The following is a 19733-nucleotide window of genomic DNA, read 5'->3' as shown; positions in this document are numbered from 1 at the left end:
ATATCAAAAATCAATGATCTATGCCGCTCTGCAGCGTGCAGGACTGATTTGCCGTTGCAAACTGGACTTATAGCTGCCGGCCGGCGATTCAGGGCAGATTGAGCACGGTCAAGGAAAACAGGTCGGTGGGTTCCAGCAGCAGCTCGAAGGCGATCTTGACCGAGACCGACAGCACCAGCAGGGCCAGCAGCACCCGCAGCTGCTCTGCCCTGAGCCTGGCGCCGATCAGGGTGCCCAACTGGGCGCCCGCAACGCCGCCCGCCAGCAGGAACAACGCCAGCACCACGTCCACCGTCTGGTTGGTGGTGGCATGCATCACCGTGGTGAACCCGGCGACAAAGATGATCTGGAACAGCGAGGTGCCGATCACTACCTTGGTCGGCATGCCGAGGATGTAGATCATCGCAGGAACCATGATGAAGCCGCCGCCGACTCCCATAATCGCTGAGAGGATGCCAACGCCTAATCCGACCAGGACCGGCGGGATCACCGAAATATAGAGCCCGGACGCCTTGAACCGCATCTTGTAGGGCAGGGCGTGCACCCAGGACCGCTGGCGCCGCTTGTAGGCGGAAACGCCGCCGGCCTTCCTGGCCTTGCGGATTGCGTTGACGCTTTCGACGAACATCAGCGCGCCGATCACGCCAAGGAACAGCACGTAGCACAGCTGCACGGCGAGATCGACCTGGCCCAGCTGCTTGAGCCAGTTGAAGACCGCCATCCCCAGCGCGGCGCCCAGAAGCCCGCCGCCAAGCAGCACGTAGCCCATCTTGAGGTCCACCGTGCGGCGCCGGAAATGCGCCATCAGGCCGGACACGGAGGAGGCCACCACCTGGTTGGCGGAGGTGGCAACCGCAACCCCTGGCGGAATGCCGATCAGGAACAGGAGCGGCGTAATCAGAAAGCCGCCGCCGACCCCGAACATGCCCGACAGCACGCCCACAGCGCCGCCGATGCCCAAGAGCAGCAGAAAGTTGACAGAGACTTCGGCGATGGGAAGGAACACGTGCATGGGGACATACAGCAATCAGAACGCAAGGGGTCAACCGGCCAGGCGGCACTGCGGCGGACAGGACCGACAGAGTGTGGTGAACTGGACCTAAGGGCAGGTGCTCCCGCGCCTGCAGGTGAAGGGCATGGCCCTTCGCCTTGGCGGCCTTGGGCCGGGCGCCGCACTGCGTGCAGCGGAAAGAGGTTCTGCTGAGAGGCCTCTGAGGGGCAGGGCTGCCCCTCAGATGGCCATGCCAAGTGTGCCTGCGTCTTTTCCGCGTCAAGGGTGAACGGCGCCTGTGCGCCGCCGCTGCGCGGCCCTTGACCCGGAAAAGACGAAGGCCAGGAAAGAGAAAAGCCCGGCAAAGGGCCGGGCGTTTCAACAGTTGCAGACGGCGCTTAGCGCTCTTTCACGTAGGGCTCACCGCCGGCCCGCGGCGGGATTGCCTTGCCGACGAAACCGGCCAGGATCACCACCGTCAGCACGTAGGGCAGGGCGTCCATCGCCTGCACCGGGATGGTGATGCCGCCGAGCTCGATGTTCTGGAACCGCAGCGCGATCGCCTGCAGCAGGCCGAACAGCAGACAGGCGCCCATGGCATGCCAGGGCCGCCACTTGGCAAAGATCAGCGCGGCCAGCGCGATGAAGCCGCGGCCCGCGGTCATGTCCTTGACGAAACCCGCCTGCAGCGCGGTGGCCAGATAGGCGCCCGCAATGCCGCACAAAAGGCCGCAGATCAGCACCGCGCCGTAGCGCAGGCCGACAACCGAGACGCCGGCGGTGTCCACGGCAGCAGGGTTTTCCCCCACCGCGCGCAGGCGCAGGCCGAAGCGGGTGCGGAACAGCACCCACCAGGTGGCCGGCACCGCCAAAAAGGCGATGTAGACTAGGATCGAATGGCCGGAGAGCAGCTCGGAATAGATTGGGCCAAGCACTGGCACGCCGGAAAGGCTTTCGGCGAAGGGCAGGTCAAACGGGGTGAACCGCCCGCCGCCGATCAGCGAAGGCGTCCGGCCGCCCTGCTGGAACCAGTCCTGGGCAATCAGCACCGTCATGCCCGCGGCCAGGAAGTTGATCGCCACGCCGGAGATCAGCTGGTTGCCGCGGAAGGTGATCGAGGCCACTCCGTGCAGCGCTGCCAGCACCAGTGAGGAGCCAATGCCCGCCAGCAGGCCCAGCCAGACGTTGCCGGTGACGGCGGCGACAGCGGCAGAGAAGAAGGCAGCGATCAGCATTTTGCCTTCAAGCCCTATATCGAAGATGCCTGCACGTTCCGAGAACAGGCCCGCGAGGCAGGCCAGCAGCAAGGGCGTTGCCAGGCGGACGGTGGAGTCCAGAAGCTGGATGATCGTCAGGAAATCCATCAGTTCTGCCCCTTCCGCATCGCCAGGAAGATCCGTTCAAGCGGCATCCGCACCATGTTGTCGAGCGCGCCGGTGAACAGGATCACCAGGGCCTGAATCACCACGATCAGCTCGCGCGGGATCGAAGTCCAGAGTGCCAGTTCCGCACCGCCCTGGTAGAGGAAACCAAACAGGATCGCCGCCAGGAACACGCCGAACGGGTGGTTGCGGCCCATCAGCGCCACCGCGATGCCGATGAAACCGGCGCCTTCGGTGGCGTTCAGCACCAGCCGCTCTGCCTCGCCCATCACGTTGTTCACAGCCATCATGCCGGCCAGTGCGCCGGAGATCAGCATCGCGATCATGATGGTCCGGACCGAGGAGATGCCGGCATAGCGCGCGCCCGGCTCGGACTTGCCGAGTGAGCGGATTTCATACCCCAGCGGCGTGCGCCAGATCAGCAGCCAGACAAACAGGCAGGCACCGACAGCCACCAGCAGGCTGACGTTGGCGGGGGCCGATTTCGAGAACTCGATCCCGATCGGAGCCAGAAGCTCATGCAGGGACGGCAGGTGGACGGCCTCGGGGAAGCGTTCGGTGGCCGGGTCCATTGAGCCTTCGGGCCGCAGCAGGTTCACCAGCACATAGTTCAACACCGCCGCGGCGATGAAGTTGAACATGATGGTGGTGATCACGATGTGGCTGCCGCGCTTGGCTTGCAAATAAGCGGGAATCGCGGCCCAGGCGGCCCCGAAAAGGCCCGCGCCAAGCGCCGCAAAGACCAGCGCCAGCGTCCAGTGCGGCCAGGGGATCAGCAGGCAGACCAGCGCAACGCCAAGCCCGCCCAGCATCGCCTGGCCTTCGCCGCCGATGTTGAACAGGCCCGCATGGGCGGCAATCGCCACCGCAAGGCCGGTGAACATGAAATTGGTGGCGTAATAGAGCGTGTAGCCCCAGCCATAGGTGGAGCCCAGGGCGCCATCGACCATCAGCTTGACCGCAGCCACCGGGTCTTCGCCGATCCCGAGGATCACCAAGGCCGACAGGAGTGCGGCCAGGATCAGGCTGATCAGCGGGATCAGGACCACATCGGCCCATTTCGGCATCTTGTCCATTTACGCGGCCTCCCCCGCGACACCGGCCATCAACAGGCCCAGTTCCTTCTCATCGGTCTGATCGGCGGGCCGTTCGCCCATGATCATGCCGTCAAACATCACCGCAACCCGGTCGGCGAGCGACAGGATCTCTTCCAGCTCGACCGAGACCAGCAGGATCGCCTTGCCCTGGTCGCGCAGCTCGACGATCTGCTTGTGAATGAATTCGATGGCGCCGATGTCGACGCCGCGGGTCGGCTGGCCCACCAGCAGCAGGTCGGGGTTGCGCTCGATCTCGCGCGCCACCACGATCTTCTGCTGGTTGCCGCCGGAGAAATTCTTGGCCGCCAGCCAGGGATCGGGCGGGCGCACGTCGAATTTCTCCATCTTGGCCTCGGTATCGGCCCGGAGCGCTGCGTTGTTCATCAGAACGCCGTTCTGATAGGCCGCGTCGCGGTGGTAGCCGAAGGCCACGTTCTCCCAGGCGTGGAAGTCCATGATCAGGCCTTCGCGCTGACGGTCCTCCGGCACATGGCCGATATGGGCGGCGCGGCGCGCAGCGGCATCGGAGCCCAGGCCGTGCAGCGGCAGGGGGGTGCCATGCAGCTTGATGCTGCCGGTGCCGGGGCGCATGCCGCCCAGAACCTCCAGCAACTCCGACTGGCCGTTGCCGGCCACACCGGCGATGCCGACGATCTCGCCTGCGCGCACCGTCAGGTCTATTCCCTTGACGCGTTCGACGCCGGCGCTGTCCACCACCCGCAGGTTCTCGATCTCCAGGATCGGCGCGCCGGGCTGGGCGGGCACTTTGTCGACGCGCAGCAGGACCTTGCGGCCCACCATCAGCTCGGCCAGATGCTCGGGGCTGGTCTCTGCCGTCTTGACGGTGGCGGTCATCTGGCCGCGCCGCATGACGGACACCGTGTCGGTGTATTCCATGATCTCCCGCAGCTTGTGGGTGATCAGGATAATGGTCTTCCCTTCGGCGCGCAGCCGGTCGAGGATGCGGAACAGCTGGTCGGCCTCAGACGGCGTCAGAACGCCGGTCGGCTCGTCAAGGATCAGGATTTCGGCCTTGCGGTAGAGCGCCTTGAGGATTTCCACCCGCTGCTGCATGCCAACGCCGATCTCATCGATGCGGGCGTCGGGGTCCACGAACAGCTCGTATTCCTCCTCCAGCGCCTTCAGCTCCTTGCGGGCGCGGCGCAGCGAGGGCATCAGCATGCCGCTGTCCTCGGCCCCAAGCACGATGTTCTCCAGCACAGTGAAATTCTCCACCAGCTTGAAATGCTGGAAAACCATGCCGATGCCCGCGGCAATCGCCGCCTGGCTGTCCGGGATCGCGGTGCGCTTGCCTTTGATCCAGACTTCGCCTTTGTCGGCCTTGTAGAAGCCGTAGAGGATCGACATCAGCGTCGATTTGCCTGCACCGTTTTCACCGATGATGCCGTGAATGGTGCCGGGGGCGACGCTGATGGAAATGTCCTTGTTAGCCTGGACCGGGCCAAAGGCCTTGGAAATGCCTTTGAGTTCGATGGCGGGGGCGGTCAATCGGGCTCTCCCATGCCTGTGAAGCCGATCAACCGCACCACCTTGCCGTCTTGCAGATCGGCAAAATACTGGCCGCGCACCATGCGCTGGCCGTCCTTCTCGAAATCCACCGTGGCGCGCGCATGGCCGTGGTGTTCCGAGACGGCAACGACCCTGGCGGCGGCGCCCGGCATCATCGCGCTGAACTGCGCGATATAGTCCAGGTAGGCGTCGCGCCTGGTGAGGGGGGTAGGGGTGTTGGGATCGGAGTAATAAAAACCGGGCCCGATGGCCGCGCCCGTCTTTTCGGCGCGCGCTTCGGGCGATGGGTCGCCCCAGGCCGCAAACAGAATATGAAGAGAATCCGTCATGGCCTGGGGCTTTCTGCTTAGAAGCTCAGCACAGGGCAGCTGTCGTCGGACATGTAGTCATGCACCTTGATCTCACCCGAGGCAATCTTGGTTGCAGCGTCGTCCACGGCGGCCTGCATCTCGTCAGAGACCAGCGGCGCGTTGTGCTCATCCAGGGCATAGCCGACGCCGCCGTTGGACAGGCCCATGACCGAGAAGCCGGTTTCCATGTCTGCGCCATCAGAGAAGGCCTCGAACACGGCGTTTCCGACGTTCTTGGTCATCGAGGTCAGCACCTTGCCCGGATGCAGGTGGTTCTGGTTGCTGTCCACGCCGATCGAAAGGATGCCCTCGTCTGCCGCTGTCTGCAGCACGCCAACACCGGTGCCGCCTGCTGCGGCGTAAACCACATCCGCGCCCTGGCTGATCTGCGCCTTGGTCAGCTCCGAGCCCTTGACCGGGTCGTTCCAGGCCGCCGGGGTGGTGCCGGTCATGTTGGCGATGACCTTTGCATCCGGGTTTGCCGCCTGAACACCCTGGGCATAGCCGCAGGCGAATTTCCGGATCAGCGGGATGTCCATGCCGCCGATAAAGCCGACGGTGTTCGATTTTGACGCCATCGCGGCCATCATGCCGACCAGATAGGAACCTTCGTGTTCGTTAAAGACAACCGAGCGCACGTTGTCGCCTTCGACCACCATGTCGATGATGGCGAATTTGGTGTCCGGGTAATCGGCAGCCACCTGGCCCAGGGCATCGGCAAAGGCAAAGCCGACCATCACGATCGGGTTGGCGCCGGCCTCGGCAAACCGGCGCAGCGCCTGCTCGCGCTGTGCTTCGGATTGCAGTTCGATCTCGCGGTAGGTTTCGCCGGTCTCTTCGGCCCAGCGCTGGGCGCCACCGTGCGCGGCTTCGTTGAAGCTCTTGTCGAACTTGCCGCCCAGATCGAAGATCAGCGCCGGTTCCGCCAGCGCGGCACCTGCGGTCAGGGCCAGCGACGCGGCTGCGCCCATCAGCGGTTTCATCAGGGTCATCAGGTTAACTCCCACTGTCATTATTTGTTGGATGCAGCGGGGGATTTCCGCTGCCCGGCCCCGTTCAGGCCTTAGAGGGTGCGGCAATTTAGCCTGCAGGGCAGGGAGGGGGTCAACCGCTTTTTGACCATTTGGTGCGAAATCCGCGCAACTGGCCTAGCGTAAAGACTTTCTCATCAGGATTGCATCTGCCGGATCAGCGTCTTGGCGGCGGTAATATCCCGCCCGCCGCCCGCATACCGCGAATCCGCAGGCGCGGTACAGCGCCTGCGCGGGCGCGTTGTCTTCAGCGACTTCCAGGAACATCTCTTCAGCGCCGCGCACGCGGGCCCGTGATTCCCAGGCTGCCATGCAGGCGCGGGCCAGCCCCTGACGCTGATGGGCGGGATCGGTGGCGATGGTCAGCAGTTCCGCCTCATCCGCGATTACCCGCACCAGCGCGAAACAGCGGGCGTTCCCTGCGGCAAAAACCAGCGGGCTGTCCAGCAGCGCGGCAAACTCCAGCGCTGACCAAGGCCGCGACTGGGTGAAAGCCGCAGCATGGGTGGCGGCCATCTGCGCGGCTGTCAGCAGATCACTCATCAATCAGCGCGGGCGGCACGTCGCTGGAGGGCGCGGCATCAGCCGCGCGCAGGTACAGCGGCGCCGGCGGCTCTGTCACGGTTTCAAACCGCCCGGCAGCGATACGTGCAATGGCTTCGGCAATACCGGCAGGGCTTGCCTCAGGCGCGAAGGCCAGCCCGGCACCGCGGGCGGCGTCCTCGGCTTCCTGGCGCGGCATAAGGCGCGGAGCTTCGCCGGGCAGGGCGGCATAGACCTGGTCGCGCGGCGCCGGCACCGCAGGCAGGATGCCCTCGGCGGCGCGGGCTTCAAACCCGTCGGCGCCCACAACCGGCACCTCCAGCCCTAGCGCCAAACCGCGGGCGGCGGAGACCGCGATGCGGATGCCAGTGAAATTGCCGGGGCCGATACCGACCCCGATTGCGTCAAGATCCTGCCATGCGGCACCGCCCTCAGCCAGCACCTCCTCCAGGAGCGGCATCAGCCGTTCGGCCTGGCCGCGGGTCATTCCCTCCAGCCGGGACGCCAGCACCACATCGCCGCGCAGCAAAGCGGCCGCGCAATGCGCGGCCGATGTGTCAAATCCCAGAACCAGCGGTTCGGAAGCCATCAGAAGTCCTTTCGCGAGCGGTCAGACGGCAACCGGGCGCACCTCGGTGACTTCCGGAATGTAGTGTCGCAGCAGGTTCTCGATGCCCATTTTCAGAGTCAGGGTCGAAGACGGGCAGCCGGCGCAGGCGCCCTGCATGTGCAGGTAGACCACGCCGCGGTCGAAGCCGTGGAAGGTGATGTCACCGCCGTCCTGGGCTACTGCAGGGCGCACCCGGCTGTCCAGCAGCTCCTTGATCTGATTGACGATCTCGGCGTCCTCGCCGGAATGCTCGGCATGGCCCGAAGCGGGGTCGGCAGAGCCGTCCGCCATCACCGGCTGGCCGGACTGGTAGTGTTCCATCACCGCGCCCAGGATGGCGGGCTTGATGTGGTCCCACTCGATGCCCTCTGCCTTGGTGACGGTCACGAAGTCGTTGCCGAAGAACACGCCGGTCACGCCCTCAACCGCAAAGATACGGGAGGCCAGCGGCGATTTGCCGGCGGCGTCTACGCTGGGGAAGTCGGCGGTGCCGACTTCCAGAACAGTCTGGCCCGGCAGGAATTTCAGCGTCGCCGGGTTGGGCGTGGATTCAGTCTGAATGAACATGTCGGGTCTCCGTTAAGCGTGCCCCCGATATGCGCCCTGCGGACCGCCAAGTCAAGATTTGGAACGATTCTAAATAGCGGTGCGTGCGGCGTGCTCCAGCGCCTGCTCCAGCCGGTCATCGCCCCAGAACAATTCAGTTCCGCTGGTAAAGCTGGGCGCGCCGAAAATACCTGCGGCAATGGCCTCGTCGGTCTGCGCCCTCAAAGCCGATTTTATTGCGGGGTTTTGCGTGCACTGCATCAGCGCCGCATTGGCGCAGGCAGTCCTTCAGGACGGCTTCGCTTGCGATGTCCGCACCCTCGCCAAACTGCGCCTGAAACACCGCCTTGGCGAAAGGTTCAATGCGGTCCTCGTCCGCGGCAGCCAAGGCCAGCCGCGCTGCCATCAGCCCGTTCTGGGGAAACACCTGCGGGCGGCAGAAGGGCAGGCCGCGGGCCGCGCAGGTCCGCTCCATGTCGCGCCACATGTAGCGCCCCTTGGCCGGATAGATATTGAAAGGAGAAGTGTCCCAGCCCTGGGCGGCAAAGATCGGGCCCAGCAGAAACGGCTTCCAAGTTACAGCAACGCCGCGAGCGGCGGCCAGTTCGCCGATGCGCATCACGCTCAAGTAGGAATAGGTGGAGGCGAATTCGAACCAGAATGTGACCCTCCCGATCATCGCCTCTGCCATCCGCTTCGGTCAGGTGATTGCTTCTAGCTTTTCCTTGCTGAGATCGCCTGGGACGATGGTGATCGGCACCGGAAGGGTGCCGGAGTTTTTAGTGAGCTGGGTGACCAGCGGCCCCGGCCCTTTGCGGCCGGTGCCGGCGCCCAGCACCAGAACACCGATTTCCGGATCGCCCTCGATATAGTCGAGGATTTCCGGCACCGGCTCGCCCTCGCGGATCACCAGTTCCGGGTCCACGTTCTGGCGGTCGCGCATCCATTTCGCAAAGACCTCGAAGTGGGCGTGGATGCGTTCGCGCGCTTCCTCGCGCATCACTTCGCCGACGCCGATCCAGTGGTTGAACTCATCCGGCGGGATCACCGACAGGATGGTGACGCCTGCGCCGGTATGCGCCGCCCGCATCGCGGCAAAGCGCATGGCATTCAGGCATTCGCGGCTGTCGTCCAGGACCACAAGGAATTTGCGCATCTTCGCTCTCTCGTTGTTGCACCGCGGATCATGGCGCAACCGGCGCCGTCAGGCAATAGAGCCAAAGCAGCGTCAACGCTGCGTATTTCTGGCCTTAGAGATTTGATTGCTCCGCCGGATCTCCCGCACCCGCAGGGTGGTCCGGCCGCCCCGGCCCCTCCTTGGCGGCCTTGGGCCGGGCGCCGCGTAGATGCTCGACCGGGCAGCCGCGTTTCGCAGAAAGGCCCGGAACGGGCGCGAGCACTTGCAAGCGGGGCCGCGCAGGTTACCGGTTGCTGGCAGCCCAGTCCCAGTAGAGGTCCCGCACCCGTTTGGCCACGGGGCCGGCCTGATAGCGGCACTCGTCAAATGCAGTGACCGGGGTCACCTTGCTCATGTTGCCGGAGAGGAAGATCTCATCCGCTTCCTCGAAATCATTATAGCCCAGCACGCATTCATGCACGGTGATGCCATCGGCGCGCATGTTGCTGATGTGGCGGGCGCGGGKGATGCCGGCCAGGAAGGTGCCGTTGGGGATCGGGGTGAAGACCTCGCCGTCGCGCACCAGGAAGACATTGGTGGTGGCGGTTTCAGCCACGTTGCCCATGGCGTCCAGCACCAGCGCGTTGCTGAACCCCTTGTTGCGCGCCTCCCGCAGCATCCGGGCGTTGTTGGGATACAGGCAACCGGCCTTGGCATTCACCACCGCGCTTTCCAGCACCGGGCGGCGGAAGCGGGTGCGGGTCAGCGTGGCGGCGGAATCGGGGGCTGCCATCGGGATCTCCTCCAGGCTGACGGCAAACCGGGTGCTCTCCGCCTTGGGCGCGATCAGCGTCTCGTCGCCGTCGGCGGCCCAGTACATCGGCCGGATATAGACCGCGGCGCCGGGGGCGAAACCCTCCAGCCCGTCGCGGATGATCTCCATCATCTGCGGCACCGAATGGGTGGGCTCCATCATCAGCGCCGCGGCAGAGGTATTGGTGCGGGCGCAGTGCAGGTCCAGGTCCGGGGTCACGCCGTCAAACAGCCGTGCGCCGTCAAACACCGACGAGCCGAGCCATATTGCATGGTCGGCAGCGCGCATCACCGCCGGATTGCCATCCTGCCAGCTGCCGTTGAAATACGTGCGGATTGTGCGGCCCACAGCCATGGTTCTGCCTCCCTGTGCTTGCCGCTAGGGTAGGCAGGGAAAGGTCAGAGGTCCAGACCTAACATCGCCCGCCAGTGCCGGTGGGGTGGCATCGGCGAAGCGTCTTTTTCCGTTTGGTTTCATGGGGCTATTCTGACACGGTGCAAAATCTGACGTCGCGTCCATTAAGTCAGTATATCTGACGAATTGTTTCGCGCGCGAAACATTCGGACAGGGTTGCTGACCTACTCAACCTCTGCGAGCAAATCTTGCAAATCCAATGGGTCAGACCGCATCTGCAGGCTGCCGTCCGGCCCGCGCGGCCACTCTTCCTCAGCCCGGTCGCGGTACAGCTCCACTCCGTTGCCGTCCGGGTCGCGCAGGTAGATGGCCTCGGAGACGCCGTGGTCGGCTGCGCCCTCCAGCGCGATGCCTGCGTCCAGCACCCGGCGCAGCACCGCGGCCAGGCTCTTGCGGTCCGGCAGCAGGATGGCGGTATGGTAGAGGCCGGTCATGTTGGGCGCCGGGGCAGGGCCGCCGCGCGACTGCCAGGTGTTGAGGCCGATGTGATGGTGATAGCCGCCCGCCGACAGGAAGACGGCGGAGCTGCCCAGCCGCTGGGTTACTTCGAACCCCAGCACGCCGCTGTAAAACGCGATTGCCTGTTCCAGGTCCGACACCTTCAGGTGGATATGGCCGATGCGGGTGCCTGCGGGCAGGGGGGCTGTGCCGGTGCTCATTGCTGTCTCCATCTGTCTGTTAAGGTGAAGATGGAGGGTTGCCGTTCAAAACGCTATTCCGCAGCGGTGCACCATTTCCCTGTGGTTTTGCACAGCGGCACGTAAGCAGCGCGGCCAGCGCGCCGTCAGGCGCGCCGGGCCCAACCGGGCCTGCGCATCAGTGATGCGCGGAAGCCCGGGCGGGAGCATTTCCGCTGGCGATCAGGCGGCGGGCTTCATGCCGGCCTTTGCCAGAACGGCAGTGGCGGCCTGTTCCCAGCGGGCTTTCAGCTCCGCGTTTGGCGTGCGGCGCAGGCCCATCGCCTGAAGGCCCTCGAATTTCTGCGAAGTCTCCGAACCGAAGCTGGCCGCCACCCTTGGCCACCAGTAGTCCGCCAGCTCCTGCAGGGTCTCTGCGCCTTGCGTCTCGACCAGCACCATCAGGCCTTCCTCGGCCAATTCCGCGTGGTGCGCCTCAATCGGCTGGATGGCGCGGAACGCCTCGGCCAGCGGCTGGTAGGAGACATGGCTCAGCTCTTCCAGCTGCACGGCAACGGCACTGCCCATCAGCAGGTTCATCACCACCGCATCCGCCCAGCCTTCCAGCGGGTAGTTGAACACGGCCAGCCGCATGTCGTGCTTGGTCCGGGTCTGGCCGATGTCGGCGTCCCGCTCCAGCCGCGCGGTCCAAGGGTGGTGGTCGGCGTAACGCTCTGTATCGGCGCCGAAATCGCCCATGATGCGCAGCACCTTTTCGGCGCTGTCGGATTTTTCCAGCACGATCTTGGCGGCGGCGATGCGCGCCTTGATGCCCGGCCCTTCGTTGATGATGTCGGCAAAGCCTGCGGCGCCTGCCAGCTCGCTGTCGACAAAGGTCGCCATCATCTTCATCAGCTCGGCACGGTAGCGCGGCGGCACGTTTGATGGATTGGACAGTACGCCGCCCTGGGCCAGATAGCTTGCGATGCTCATCTCGTCAGTCATGATCTTTCCTCCCTCGCGCAGGCGTTACTGGTCGTAATCGACCACGACGTTATCGGTCACCGGATAGGCCTGGCAGGACAGCACGTAGCCTTTTTCGACCTCGTAGTCCTCCAGCGCGTGGTTGGCGACCATCTCGACCTCGCCCTCCAGCACTTTGCAGCGGCAGGTCGAGCAGACGCCCGCCTTGCAGGCATAGGGCGCGTCCATTGCGTTTTCCAGCGCAGCGTCCAGCAGGGTCATGTCCTTGCCCATCTCGATGGTCTGGGTGGCGCCGTCCAGGGTGATGGCAGCCTTTGTCTGGTTGGCGCTAGAGGCTGCGCCGCTCGCGGCGGCCTTGCGTTTGGCGCGGCCCGGCTGGGCAGAGGCGAACAGCTCGAACTTGATCTGGCTGTCCTCCAGCCCGGCGGTGCGCAGGGCGGCGGCAATGCCCAGCATCATCGGCTCCGGGCCGCAGATAAAGGCGGTGTCGACCGATTTGATGTCGATCCAGTGCTCGAACAGCTGGGCGCATTTCTCCTCGGTCACCAGGCCGGTGAACAGGTCGATTTCCTGCGCGTCCGATTCCAGCACATGGATCACGTTGAAACGGCCCATGTAAAGGTTCTTGAGGTCTTCCAGCTCCTCGCGGAACATGATCGTGTTCACGCCCTTGTTGGCATAGACCAGCGTGAAGGAGGATTTGGGTTCCGCCGCCAGCGTAGTCTTGAGGATCGACAGGACAGGGGTGATGCCGGAACCGCCGGCAAAGCCCAGGTAGTTCTTCTCGGCCGCCGCATCGAGCGGGGTGAAGAAGGTGCCCATCGGCGCCATCGCCTGCAGGGTGTCGCCGGCCTTCAGCTCGGTATTGGCCCAGGTCGAGAACGCGCCGCCGTCGACGCGCTTGATGCCGACCTGCAGGATGCCTTCGTCCTTGCCTGCGCAGATCGAGTAGCTGCGGCGCAGCTCCTCGCCGTCGAAGTCGCGGCGGAAGGTCAGGTACTGGCCCTGGGTGAAATCGAACTCTTCAGCCGCGCCGTTCACAGGCTTCAGGGTAACAACCACCGCATCGCGGATGGTCTTGCGGACGTCGGTGACTTCAAGGTCGTGAAAGCGCGCCATCAGGGTCTCCTCAGATGCACTTGAAATAATCAAAGGGTTCGAGGCAGTCCTGGCAGCGCCAGTGGGCCTTGCAGGGGGTCGAGCCGAACTGGCTGACCTTGGTGACATGTGTGCTGCCGCAGTGCGGGCATTTTTCCGGGCCGCCTGCGGGCTGAGGCGGGGCGATGCCGTATTCCTCCAGCTTGGTGCGGCCTTTTTCCGACAGCCAATCGGTGGTCCAGGCAGGGGAGATCTGGGTCTTGAGCTTCAGATCTTCGATGCCGCGGTCTCGCAGGGCGGTTTCGATGTCCATGGCGATCACCGACGTGGCCGGGCAGCCGGAGTAGGTCGGGGTAACGGTGACCACCAGGGTGCCACCCTCCCAGGCGACATCTCGGATGATTCCCAGATCCACCAGCGAAATCACCGGGATCTCCGGATCCGGCACGGCGTCGAGCCACTCCCAGATCCGGGTGGTGCTTGGCTGTGTTGTCACTTGGCTCATGCGGTTACCCTCATTGGCTGTTCCGCCCGGCCTCCTTTGCGGAAGCTGGCCTCACCCCCGTCCAAGGTCGGGGATGCCCTCAGTTCCTTGACCGTGGCGTTACCACTTGGCGCCGGGATAGGCGCGCTGCAGCCATTGCATCTGGGTCAGCAGGTGGCCCAGGTGCTCGGTGTGCATCGCACCGGTGCGCCCGCCCTTGTGGGCAAAACGGCTCTCCGGGATGGTCAGCGTCGCGTCGCCCAGGATGCGGGAGATCAGCGCGTCGTATTCTTCGCGCAGGGAGGCTGGATCGGGGGCGATGCCTGCCTTCACCATCTCGGCGTCTACATCGTCGGACTGGAACATCTCGCCCACGTAGGGCCATAGATAGTCCAGCGCCTCCTGCATCCGTCGGCGGCTTTCCTCGGTGCCGTCGCCCAGGCCCACCACCGTGTCGGCGGAGCGCTCCAGGTGATAGGCGACCTCTTTCGACGCTTTCTCGGCAATCGCGGCCACCCGCTCGTCCGAGGATTTCATCAGGCGGCCCAGCTGGATCGAATGCCAGGCGTCGAACAGGAACTGGCGCATAAGGGTGCGGCCGAAGTCGCCGTTCGGCACCTCGCACAGCAGCACGTTGCGGAAATCCCAGGCGTCGCGCAGGAAGGCGAGGTCGTCAGCGGACTTGCCTTCACCTTGCACTTCACCTGCCAGGCCGAGCCACATCTGGGTCTGGCCGATCAGGTCAAGCGCGGTATTGGCCAGCGCGATGTCCTCTTCCAGCACCGGCGCGTGGCCGCACCATTCACTGACCCGGTGGCCGAGGATCAGTGTGTTGTCCCCCATCCGCAGCAGGAACTGGGTAAATGCCTCTTCGCGGGTCATTACATCGCCCCCACTTCTTCGGGGATGTCGAAGAAGGTCGGATGGCGGTAGACCTTCGACTCGGACGGCTCATACAGCGGGCCCTTGTCGCTGGGCGAGGAGGCGGAGATGTGGTTTGCCTCCACCACCCAGATCGACACGCCTTCGTTGCGGCGGGTATAGACGTCGCGGGCGTTCTTGATCGCCATTTCGGCGTCCGGCGCGTGCAGGGAGCCGACGTGGCGGTGGCTCATGCCGTGCTGGCCGCGGATGAAGATTTCCCAGAGGGGCCATTCGTTTTTCATGTCTCAAATCCTCCTGGCTGAGGGGCGCGCCTGCAATGCGGCGCGCGGAATGCTTGGGATTATTCTGCCGCGTGCTTGCCGGCGGCTTTCTTCCTGGCGTGGGCGAGCAGGCCGTCCCGCACCCACTGGCCGTCGTCCCAGGCCTTGTTGCGGGCGGCGAGCCGGTCGACGTTGCAGGGGCCGTTGCCCTTGATCACGTCAAAGAACTCGCTCCAGTCCGGGTCGGTGTAGTCGTAATGGCCACGCTCCTCGTTCCACTTCAGGTCCGGGTCGGGGATGGTGAGGCCAAGGTATTCGGCCTGCGGCACGGTCTGGTCGACGAACTTCTGGCGCAGCTCGTCATTGGTGTTCATCTTGATCTTCCAGGCCATCGACTGGGCGGAATGCACCGAGTCCTTGTCGGACGGGCCGAACATCATCAGCGACGGGTACCAGAGGCGGTTCAGCGCATCCTGGGCCATCTTCTTCTGCTCCGGCGTGCCTTCGGCCATCTGGCGGATGGCGTCGTAACCCTGGCGCTGGTGGAAGCTTTCTTCCTTGCAGATGCGGATCATCGCGCGGGAATAGGGGCCGAAGGAGGTGCGCTGCAGCGGTACCTGGTTCATGATTGCAGCACCATCGACCAGCCAGCCCACCGCGCCGATGTCGGCCCAGTTCAGCGTCGGGTAGTTGAAGATCGACGAATACTTCATGCGCCCGTCGAGCAGCATTTCGGTGATCTCGTCGCGGCTGACACCCAGGGTTTCCGCCGCGCAATAGAGGTAGAGGCCGTGGCCCGCCTCATCCTGCACCTTGGCCAGCAGGATCGCCTTGCGCTCCAGCGTGGGCGCGCGGGTGATCCAGTTGCCTTCGGGCAGCTGGCCAACGATTTCGGAATGGGCGTGCTGGCCGATCTGGCGGATCAGCGTCTTGCGGTAGCCCTCGGGCATCCAGTCCTTGGGCTCGATCTTCTCGCCCGCGTCGATGCGCGCCTGGAAGGCGGCCAGCTTTTCCGGATCGTCCTGGGTCGCCTCGGATTTGATCATCTGAGCATACATGTCTGGGACCTCCTCAGGGTTTCGTTACACGCGTTCGAGGATCAGGGCGGTGCCCTGACCGACGCCGACGCACATGGTGCACAGGGCATAGCGCCCGCCGGTGCGCTGCAATTGGTAGGCGGCGGTCAGCACCAGCCGCGCGCCGGACATGCCGAGCGGGTGGCCCAGTGCGATCGCACCGCCGTTGGGATTAACATGGGGCGCATCGTCCGGAAGGCCAAGCTCGCGCAGGGTGGCGAGGCCCTGGGACGCAAAGGCCTCGTTCAGTTCGATCACGTCCATCTGTTCGATGCTGAGGCCGGTACGGGCCAGCACCTTGCGGGTGGCGGGCACCGGGCCGATGCCCATGATGCGCGGCTCGACCCCAGCGGCGGCCATGCCGACGATGCGGGCCATCGGTTTCAGGCCGTTCTTCGCGGCCGCGGCCTCATTTGCCATCAGGATCGCCGCGGCGCCGTCGTTGACACCGGAGGCGTTGCCTGCGGTCACGGATTTGTCCGGGCCGTTGACGCCCTTGAGGCCTGAAAGCTTCTCCGCCGAAGTGCCGGGGCGGGGGTGTTCGTCGGTATCCACCACCAGGTCATCGCCCTTGCGCTGGGGGATGGTGACCGGGGTGATTTCGTCCTTGAAGATGCCGGCCTCATGCGCGGCGGCCCAGCGGGCCTGGCTGCGGGCGGCGAATGCGTCCTGATCCTCGCGGCTGACACTGTAGTCCTCGGCCACGTTGTCAGCAGTCTGGGGCATCGAGTCGGTGCCGTACATCTCGTGCATTTTCTTGTTCACGAAGCGCCAGCCGATGGTGGTGTCATAAACCGCATTGGCGCGGGTGAAGGCGGAGGTCGCCTTGGGCATCACGAAGGGCGCGCGGCTCATGCTTTCGACACCACCGGCGATGGCCATGTCATAATCGCCCGCCTTGATGCCGCGGGACGCCATGCCGACCGCATCCATGCCGGAGGCGCAGAGGCGGTTGATGGTGGTGCCGGGCACCGTGGTTGGCAGGCCTGCCAGCAGGGCGGCCATGCGGGCCACGTTGCGGTTGCTTTCGCCGGCCTGGTTGGCGTCGCCCAGGATCACATCGTCGAGGGCGCCCCAGTCCACGTCCGGGTTGCGCGCCGCCAGCGCGGCAATCGGCAGAGCGGCAAGGTCATCGGTCCGCACCTGGCTCAGCGCGCCGCCGTAGCGGCCGATCGGGGTGCGGGTGGCATCGCAGATGAAAGCATCCATGGGTGTTCGCGTCTCCTGTGGCGGCGGCAGGAAAAGCCGACCGTTGGGTCGGTGATACGCCGGAAGATGATTCGCGGCAAGAGAAATGTAACGCAAAACGTCATGTTATGGAAAAACTGTAACGAATTGATGCTGCGGCTGCCGGGAACTTGCCGCAGACAGGGGCTGCCGCCCGCCGTTGCGCTTTGAAACGCATCGGGCCCAACGGGAGGAGGTCTTTCGCAAAATGATTGACGACAGGCGGGCGCGCGCCGGATCAATCAGCCCGGACGCCCGCTATAATGCGCGGAGCTGGAGAACGTCGTTCGGGTACCGGCTGCCGCCGATCCAGAAATGGGTCTGGCCTGTCTTCTCAAAACCGTTCCGCAAATAAAACGAGATTGCGCGGGCGTTGTCCGAATTGCTGGTGAGCCAGGGGGCGTCCCAACTGCTGTCGCGGCAGTGCTGCAGCCCGGCCTGCAGCAGGCAAAGACCAATGCCGCGCCCGTGATGCTGCGGCTGGACATAGAGTGTCGAAATTTCGGTGCGGGACGCACCGCCGGCCGGGCTGGGGTGCCCGTGCGAGATCCGGACATATCCATCGATGCCATCCCGGTTCTGCGAGACCAGCAGGCGCTCGGCCGGGTTTTCAAGCACCGCTGCAAAATGCGCCGGAGTATACTGGCTGAGCACGTAGTCCGCGAAATGCCCGCTGATCCCGTCGCGCAAATAGGTGCCGGTCCAGACCTCAATCGACAGGACTGCAAGGCTTGAGCAGTCATCCATAGCGGCAGGGCGGATTGTGGTGGAGGCTGAATTTCCGGTCATGAATGCCATTGGGGAAAGAAAAGACTGGGAGCATAGTTCAGATGGGAGCGGAAGGGGTCAAGAAGATCCCCTCGCCAAAATTGCTTCACTTGTTTATTAATGTGGCAGCACTGCTTGTTTTTAAATGTGGCAGCACTGAGCGGGAGGCGCCGATGAACATCCTCTATATCATGTTCGACCAGCTGCGGTTCGATTACCTCAGCTGCGCGGGCCACCCGCATCTGCAGACGCCGCACATTGACGGGCTGGCCGCCAAGGGTGTGCGCTTCACCCGCGCCTATGTGCAGTCGCCCACCTGTGGTTCGTCCCGCATGTCGAGCTATACCGGGCGCTATCCCTCCAGCCACGGGGTGCAGTTCAACAGCTACCCCTTGCGAGTAGGCGAGTGGACAATGGGCGACCATCTGCGCAAGGCGGGGATGGGCTGCCACTTGATCGGCAAGACCCACATGGTTGCGGATGCTGACGGGATGCAGCGGCTAGGGCTGGCGCCGGACAGTGTGATCGGGGTGCGCCAGTCGGAATGCGGCTTTGACCCCTGGGTTCGCGATGACGGGCTGTGGGCCGAAGGGCCGGACGGGTTCTATGACAGCAAGCGCAGCCCCTATAATGAATACCTGAAGGAGAAGGGCTATCCGGGTGAAAACCCGTGGAACGACTTTGCCAATGCCGGGGTTGAAGGCAACGACATCGCGTCCGGCTGGTTCATGATCAACGCGGACAAGCCCGCCAGTATTGCCGAGGAAGACAGCGAAACGCCCTGGCTGACCACTCAGGCGATGGAATTCATCGAACAAGCTGACGGACCCTGGTGCGCGCATCTCAGCTACATCAAGCCGCATTGGCCCTACATCGTGCCAGCGCCTTATCACAATATGTATGGGGTAGAGCACGTGTTGCCGGCGGTGCGCTCGGAGGCAGAGCGCGAAGACGCGCACCCTGTCTTTGATGGCATGATGAACAATCAGATCGGCAAGACCTTCAGCCGCGATGAGGTGCGGGAGAAGGTGATCCCGGCCTATATGGGGCTGATCAAACAGGCCGATGACCAGATGGGCCGGCTGTTTGCCTGGCTGGAGGAGACGGGCCGGATGCAGGACACGATGATCGTGGTGACTTCGGACCACGGCGATTACCTGGGCGATCACTGGCTGGGGGAGAAGAACCTGTTCCACGAACCGTCAATCAAGGTGCCGCTGATCATCTATGATCCGCGCGCGGAGGCCGACGTCACCCGCGGATCAACTTGCGACGAGCTGGTGGAGGCAATCGACCTGCTGCCGACTTTCCTCGAGGTGGCGGGTGGCGAGCCCGCGCCGCATATCCTTGAGGGGCGTTCGCTGATGCCGTTCCTGCGCGGTGAAAATCCTGCGTGGCGGGGCTATGCGGTGGCCGAGTTCGACTATTCCACCATGCCGCTGTGCGAAAAGCTGGGGCTGGCGCCGAAAGATGCGCGGCTGTTCATGGTTGCCGACAAGCGCTGGAAGTTCATGCATGCCGAGGGCGGCCTCAGGCCGATGCTGTTTGACATGGAGAATGACCCGGATGAGCTAGTCGACCTGGCCAAGGGCGGCACCCACCAGGAGATCATTGATCTGATGTATGACAGGCTGCTGGAGTGGGGCCTCAGGATGTCGCAGCGGATCACATTGTCGGATGCGCAAATCAAGGCGCGCCGCGGCAAGTCCGGGCGCAAGGGCATCCTGCTGGGGGTTTATGAGGCTGACGAGCTGGCGCCCGAACTGACCGAGAAATACCGCGGGCCGGTACCGCAATAGCCGGCCCGCATATTCACCTTTGGAAAATACTTCGGGGAACCCGCAGGGCGGGGCCGGGCGCCCCCTTTCTGGCGGCGCCCGGCCCTGACGGCCCGGGTGCAGATATATTT

General features: G+C 64.3%; 21 protein-coding genes and 1 pseudogene. 1 reads left to right on the top strand and 21 read right to left on the bottom strand.

Annotated elements, in window-relative coordinates; genetic code table 11:
• Positions 1-88 precede the first annotated feature (88 nt).
• The 21 genes and pseudogenes from GKC28_RS06490 to GKC28_RS06390 form a co-directional block, all read right to left on the bottom strand.
• A complete protein-coding gene (locus GKC28_RS06490) occupies positions 89-1012 on the bottom strand; it encodes a sulfite exporter TauE/SafE family protein (protein ID WP_174146095.1) in 924 nt (307 codons plus the stop codon).
• Positions 1013-1389: 377 nt separating this feature from the next.
• Positions 1390-2355 (bottom strand): ABC transporter permease, encoded by a 966-nt coding sequence (locus tag GKC28_RS06485; RefSeq protein ID WP_174146094.1) that lies wholly within the window; start codon positions 2353-2355, stop codon positions 1390-1392.
• Positions 2355-3449, bottom strand: coding sequence for an ABC transporter permease (locus GKC28_RS06480; RefSeq protein ID WP_174146093.1), 1095 nt, complete (start codon positions 3447-3449; stop codon positions 2355-2357). The genes GKC28_RS06485 and GKC28_RS06480 overlap by 1 nt, the downstream gene beginning before the upstream one ends.
• Positions 3450-4979, bottom strand: coding sequence for an ABC transporter ATP-binding protein (locus GKC28_RS06475; protein WP_174146092.1), 1530 nt, complete (start codon positions 4977-4979; stop codon positions 3450-3452).
• Entirely contained in the window at positions 4976-5329 is a 354-nt protein-coding gene (locus tag GKC28_RS06470) for a nuclear transport factor 2 family protein (RefSeq protein WP_174146091.1), read from the bottom strand. Before GKC28_RS06470 ends, GKC28_RS06475 begins: the two co-directional genes overlap by 4 nt.
• A gap of 17 nt (positions 5330-5346) precedes the next feature.
• Positions 5347-6342 (bottom strand): BMP family protein, encoded by a 996-nt coding sequence (locus tag GKC28_RS06465; protein WP_174146090.1) that lies wholly within the window; start codon positions 6340-6342, stop codon positions 5347-5349.
• Positions 6343-6498: 156 nt separating this feature from the next.
• Positions 6499-6924: a GNAT family N-acetyltransferase gene (locus GKC28_RS06460; protein ID WP_254604171.1), complete on the bottom strand. Its 426-nt coding sequence runs from the start codon at positions 6922-6924 to the stop codon at positions 6499-6501.
• On the bottom strand, positions 6917-7513 hold the full coding sequence (tsaB, locus tag GKC28_RS06455) for a tRNA (adenosine(37)-N6)-threonylcarbamoyltransferase complex dimerization subunit type 1 TsaB (protein ID WP_174146089.1): 597 nt from the start codon (positions 7511-7513) through the stop codon (positions 6917-6919). The genes GKC28_RS06460 and tsaB overlap by 8 nt, the downstream gene beginning before the upstream one ends.
• A gap of 21 nt (positions 7514-7534) precedes the next feature.
• Positions 7535-8101, bottom strand: coding sequence for a NifU family protein (locus GKC28_RS06450; RefSeq protein WP_174146088.1), 567 nt, complete (start codon positions 8099-8101; stop codon positions 7535-7537).
• 69 nt (positions 8102-8170) lie between these two features.
• A pseudogene (locus tag GKC28_RS06445) lies at positions 8171-8699 on the bottom strand (2-hydroxychromene-2-carboxylate isomerase).
• A gap of 81 nt (positions 8700-8780) precedes the next feature.
• A complete protein-coding gene (locus tag GKC28_RS06440) occupies positions 8781-9236 on the bottom strand; it encodes a universal stress protein (protein ID WP_027235076.1) in 456 nt (151 codons plus the stop codon).
• A gap of 265 nt (positions 9237-9501) precedes the next feature.
• Positions 9502-10365: a branched-chain amino acid aminotransferase gene (locus tag GKC28_RS06435; RefSeq protein WP_174146087.1), complete on the bottom strand. Its 864-nt coding sequence runs from the start codon at positions 10363-10365 to the stop codon at positions 9502-9504.
• Positions 10366-10589: 224 nt separating this feature from the next.
• On the bottom strand, positions 10590-11084 hold the full coding sequence (locus GKC28_RS06430; RefSeq protein WP_174146086.1) for a VOC family protein: 495 nt from the start codon (positions 11082-11084) through the stop codon (positions 10590-10592).
• Between the two features lie 201 nt (positions 11085-11285).
• Entirely contained in the window at positions 11286-12047 is a 762-nt protein-coding gene (locus GKC28_RS06425) for a Phenylacetic acid catabolic protein (RefSeq protein WP_174146085.1), read from the bottom strand.
• A gap of 24 nt (positions 12048-12071) precedes the next feature.
• The gene (gene paaE, locus GKC28_RS06420) at positions 12072-13145 is read right to left on the bottom strand and encodes a 1,2-phenylacetyl-CoA epoxidase subunit PaaE (RefSeq protein WP_174146084.1); all 1074 of its coding nucleotides are present in this window, start codon (positions 13143-13145) and stop codon (positions 12072-12074) included.
• Between the two features lie 10 nt (positions 13146-13155).
• Positions 13156-13629: a 1,2-phenylacetyl-CoA epoxidase subunit PaaD gene (gene paaD / locus GKC28_RS06415; RefSeq protein ID WP_174146083.1), complete on the bottom strand. Its 474-nt coding sequence runs from the start codon at positions 13627-13629 to the stop codon at positions 13156-13158.
• Positions 13630-13728: 99 nt separating this feature from the next.
• The gene (gene paaC, locus GKC28_RS06410) at positions 13729-14490 is read right to left on the bottom strand and encodes a 1,2-phenylacetyl-CoA epoxidase subunit PaaC (protein WP_174146082.1); all 762 of its coding nucleotides are present in this window, start codon (positions 14488-14490) and stop codon (positions 13729-13731) included.
• Positions 14490-14774: a 1,2-phenylacetyl-CoA epoxidase subunit PaaB gene (gene paaB, locus GKC28_RS06405; protein ID WP_008562338.1), complete on the bottom strand. Its 285-nt coding sequence runs from the start codon at positions 14772-14774 to the stop codon at positions 14490-14492. Before paaB ends, paaC begins: the two co-directional genes overlap by 1 nt.
• A gap of 59 nt (positions 14775-14833) precedes the next feature.
• Positions 14834-15811, bottom strand: a complete 978-nt coding sequence (gene paaA, locus GKC28_RS06400; protein ID WP_174146081.1) for a 1,2-phenylacetyl-CoA epoxidase subunit PaaA — start codon at positions 15809-15811, stop codon at positions 14834-14836.
• Positions 15812-15835: 24 nt separating this feature from the next.
• Positions 15836-17038, bottom strand: coding sequence for a 3-oxoadipyl-CoA thiolase (gene pcaF, locus GKC28_RS06395; RefSeq protein WP_174146080.1), 1203 nt, complete (start codon positions 17036-17038; stop codon positions 15836-15838).
• A gap of 276 nt (positions 17039-17314) precedes the next feature.
• Complete coding sequence (locus GKC28_RS06390; protein WP_254604170.1) at positions 17315-17845, bottom strand: GNAT family N-acetyltransferase; 531 nt, start codon at positions 17843-17845, stop codon at positions 17315-17317.
• 152 nt (positions 17846-17997) lie between these two features.
• Between GKC28_RS06390 and GKC28_RS06385 the strand changes: the two genes are divergently transcribed.
• The gene (locus GKC28_RS06385) at positions 17998-19623 is read left to right on the top strand and encodes a sulfatase-like hydrolase/transferase (protein ID WP_174146078.1); all 1626 of its coding nucleotides are present in this window, start codon (positions 17998-18000) and stop codon (positions 19621-19623) included.
• The last annotated feature ends 110 nt before the right edge of the window (positions 19624-19733 follow it).

The sequence above is a fragment of the Leisingera sp. ANG59 genome (genome assembly GCF_013317235.1).
In the GTDB taxonomy this organism is placed as follows: domain Bacteria; phylum Pseudomonadota; class Alphaproteobacteria; order Rhodobacterales; family Rhodobacteraceae; genus Leisingera.
The sequence above is the reverse complement of the archived record's forward strand: the minus strand, read 5'-3'. Positions and strand labels throughout refer to the sequence as shown.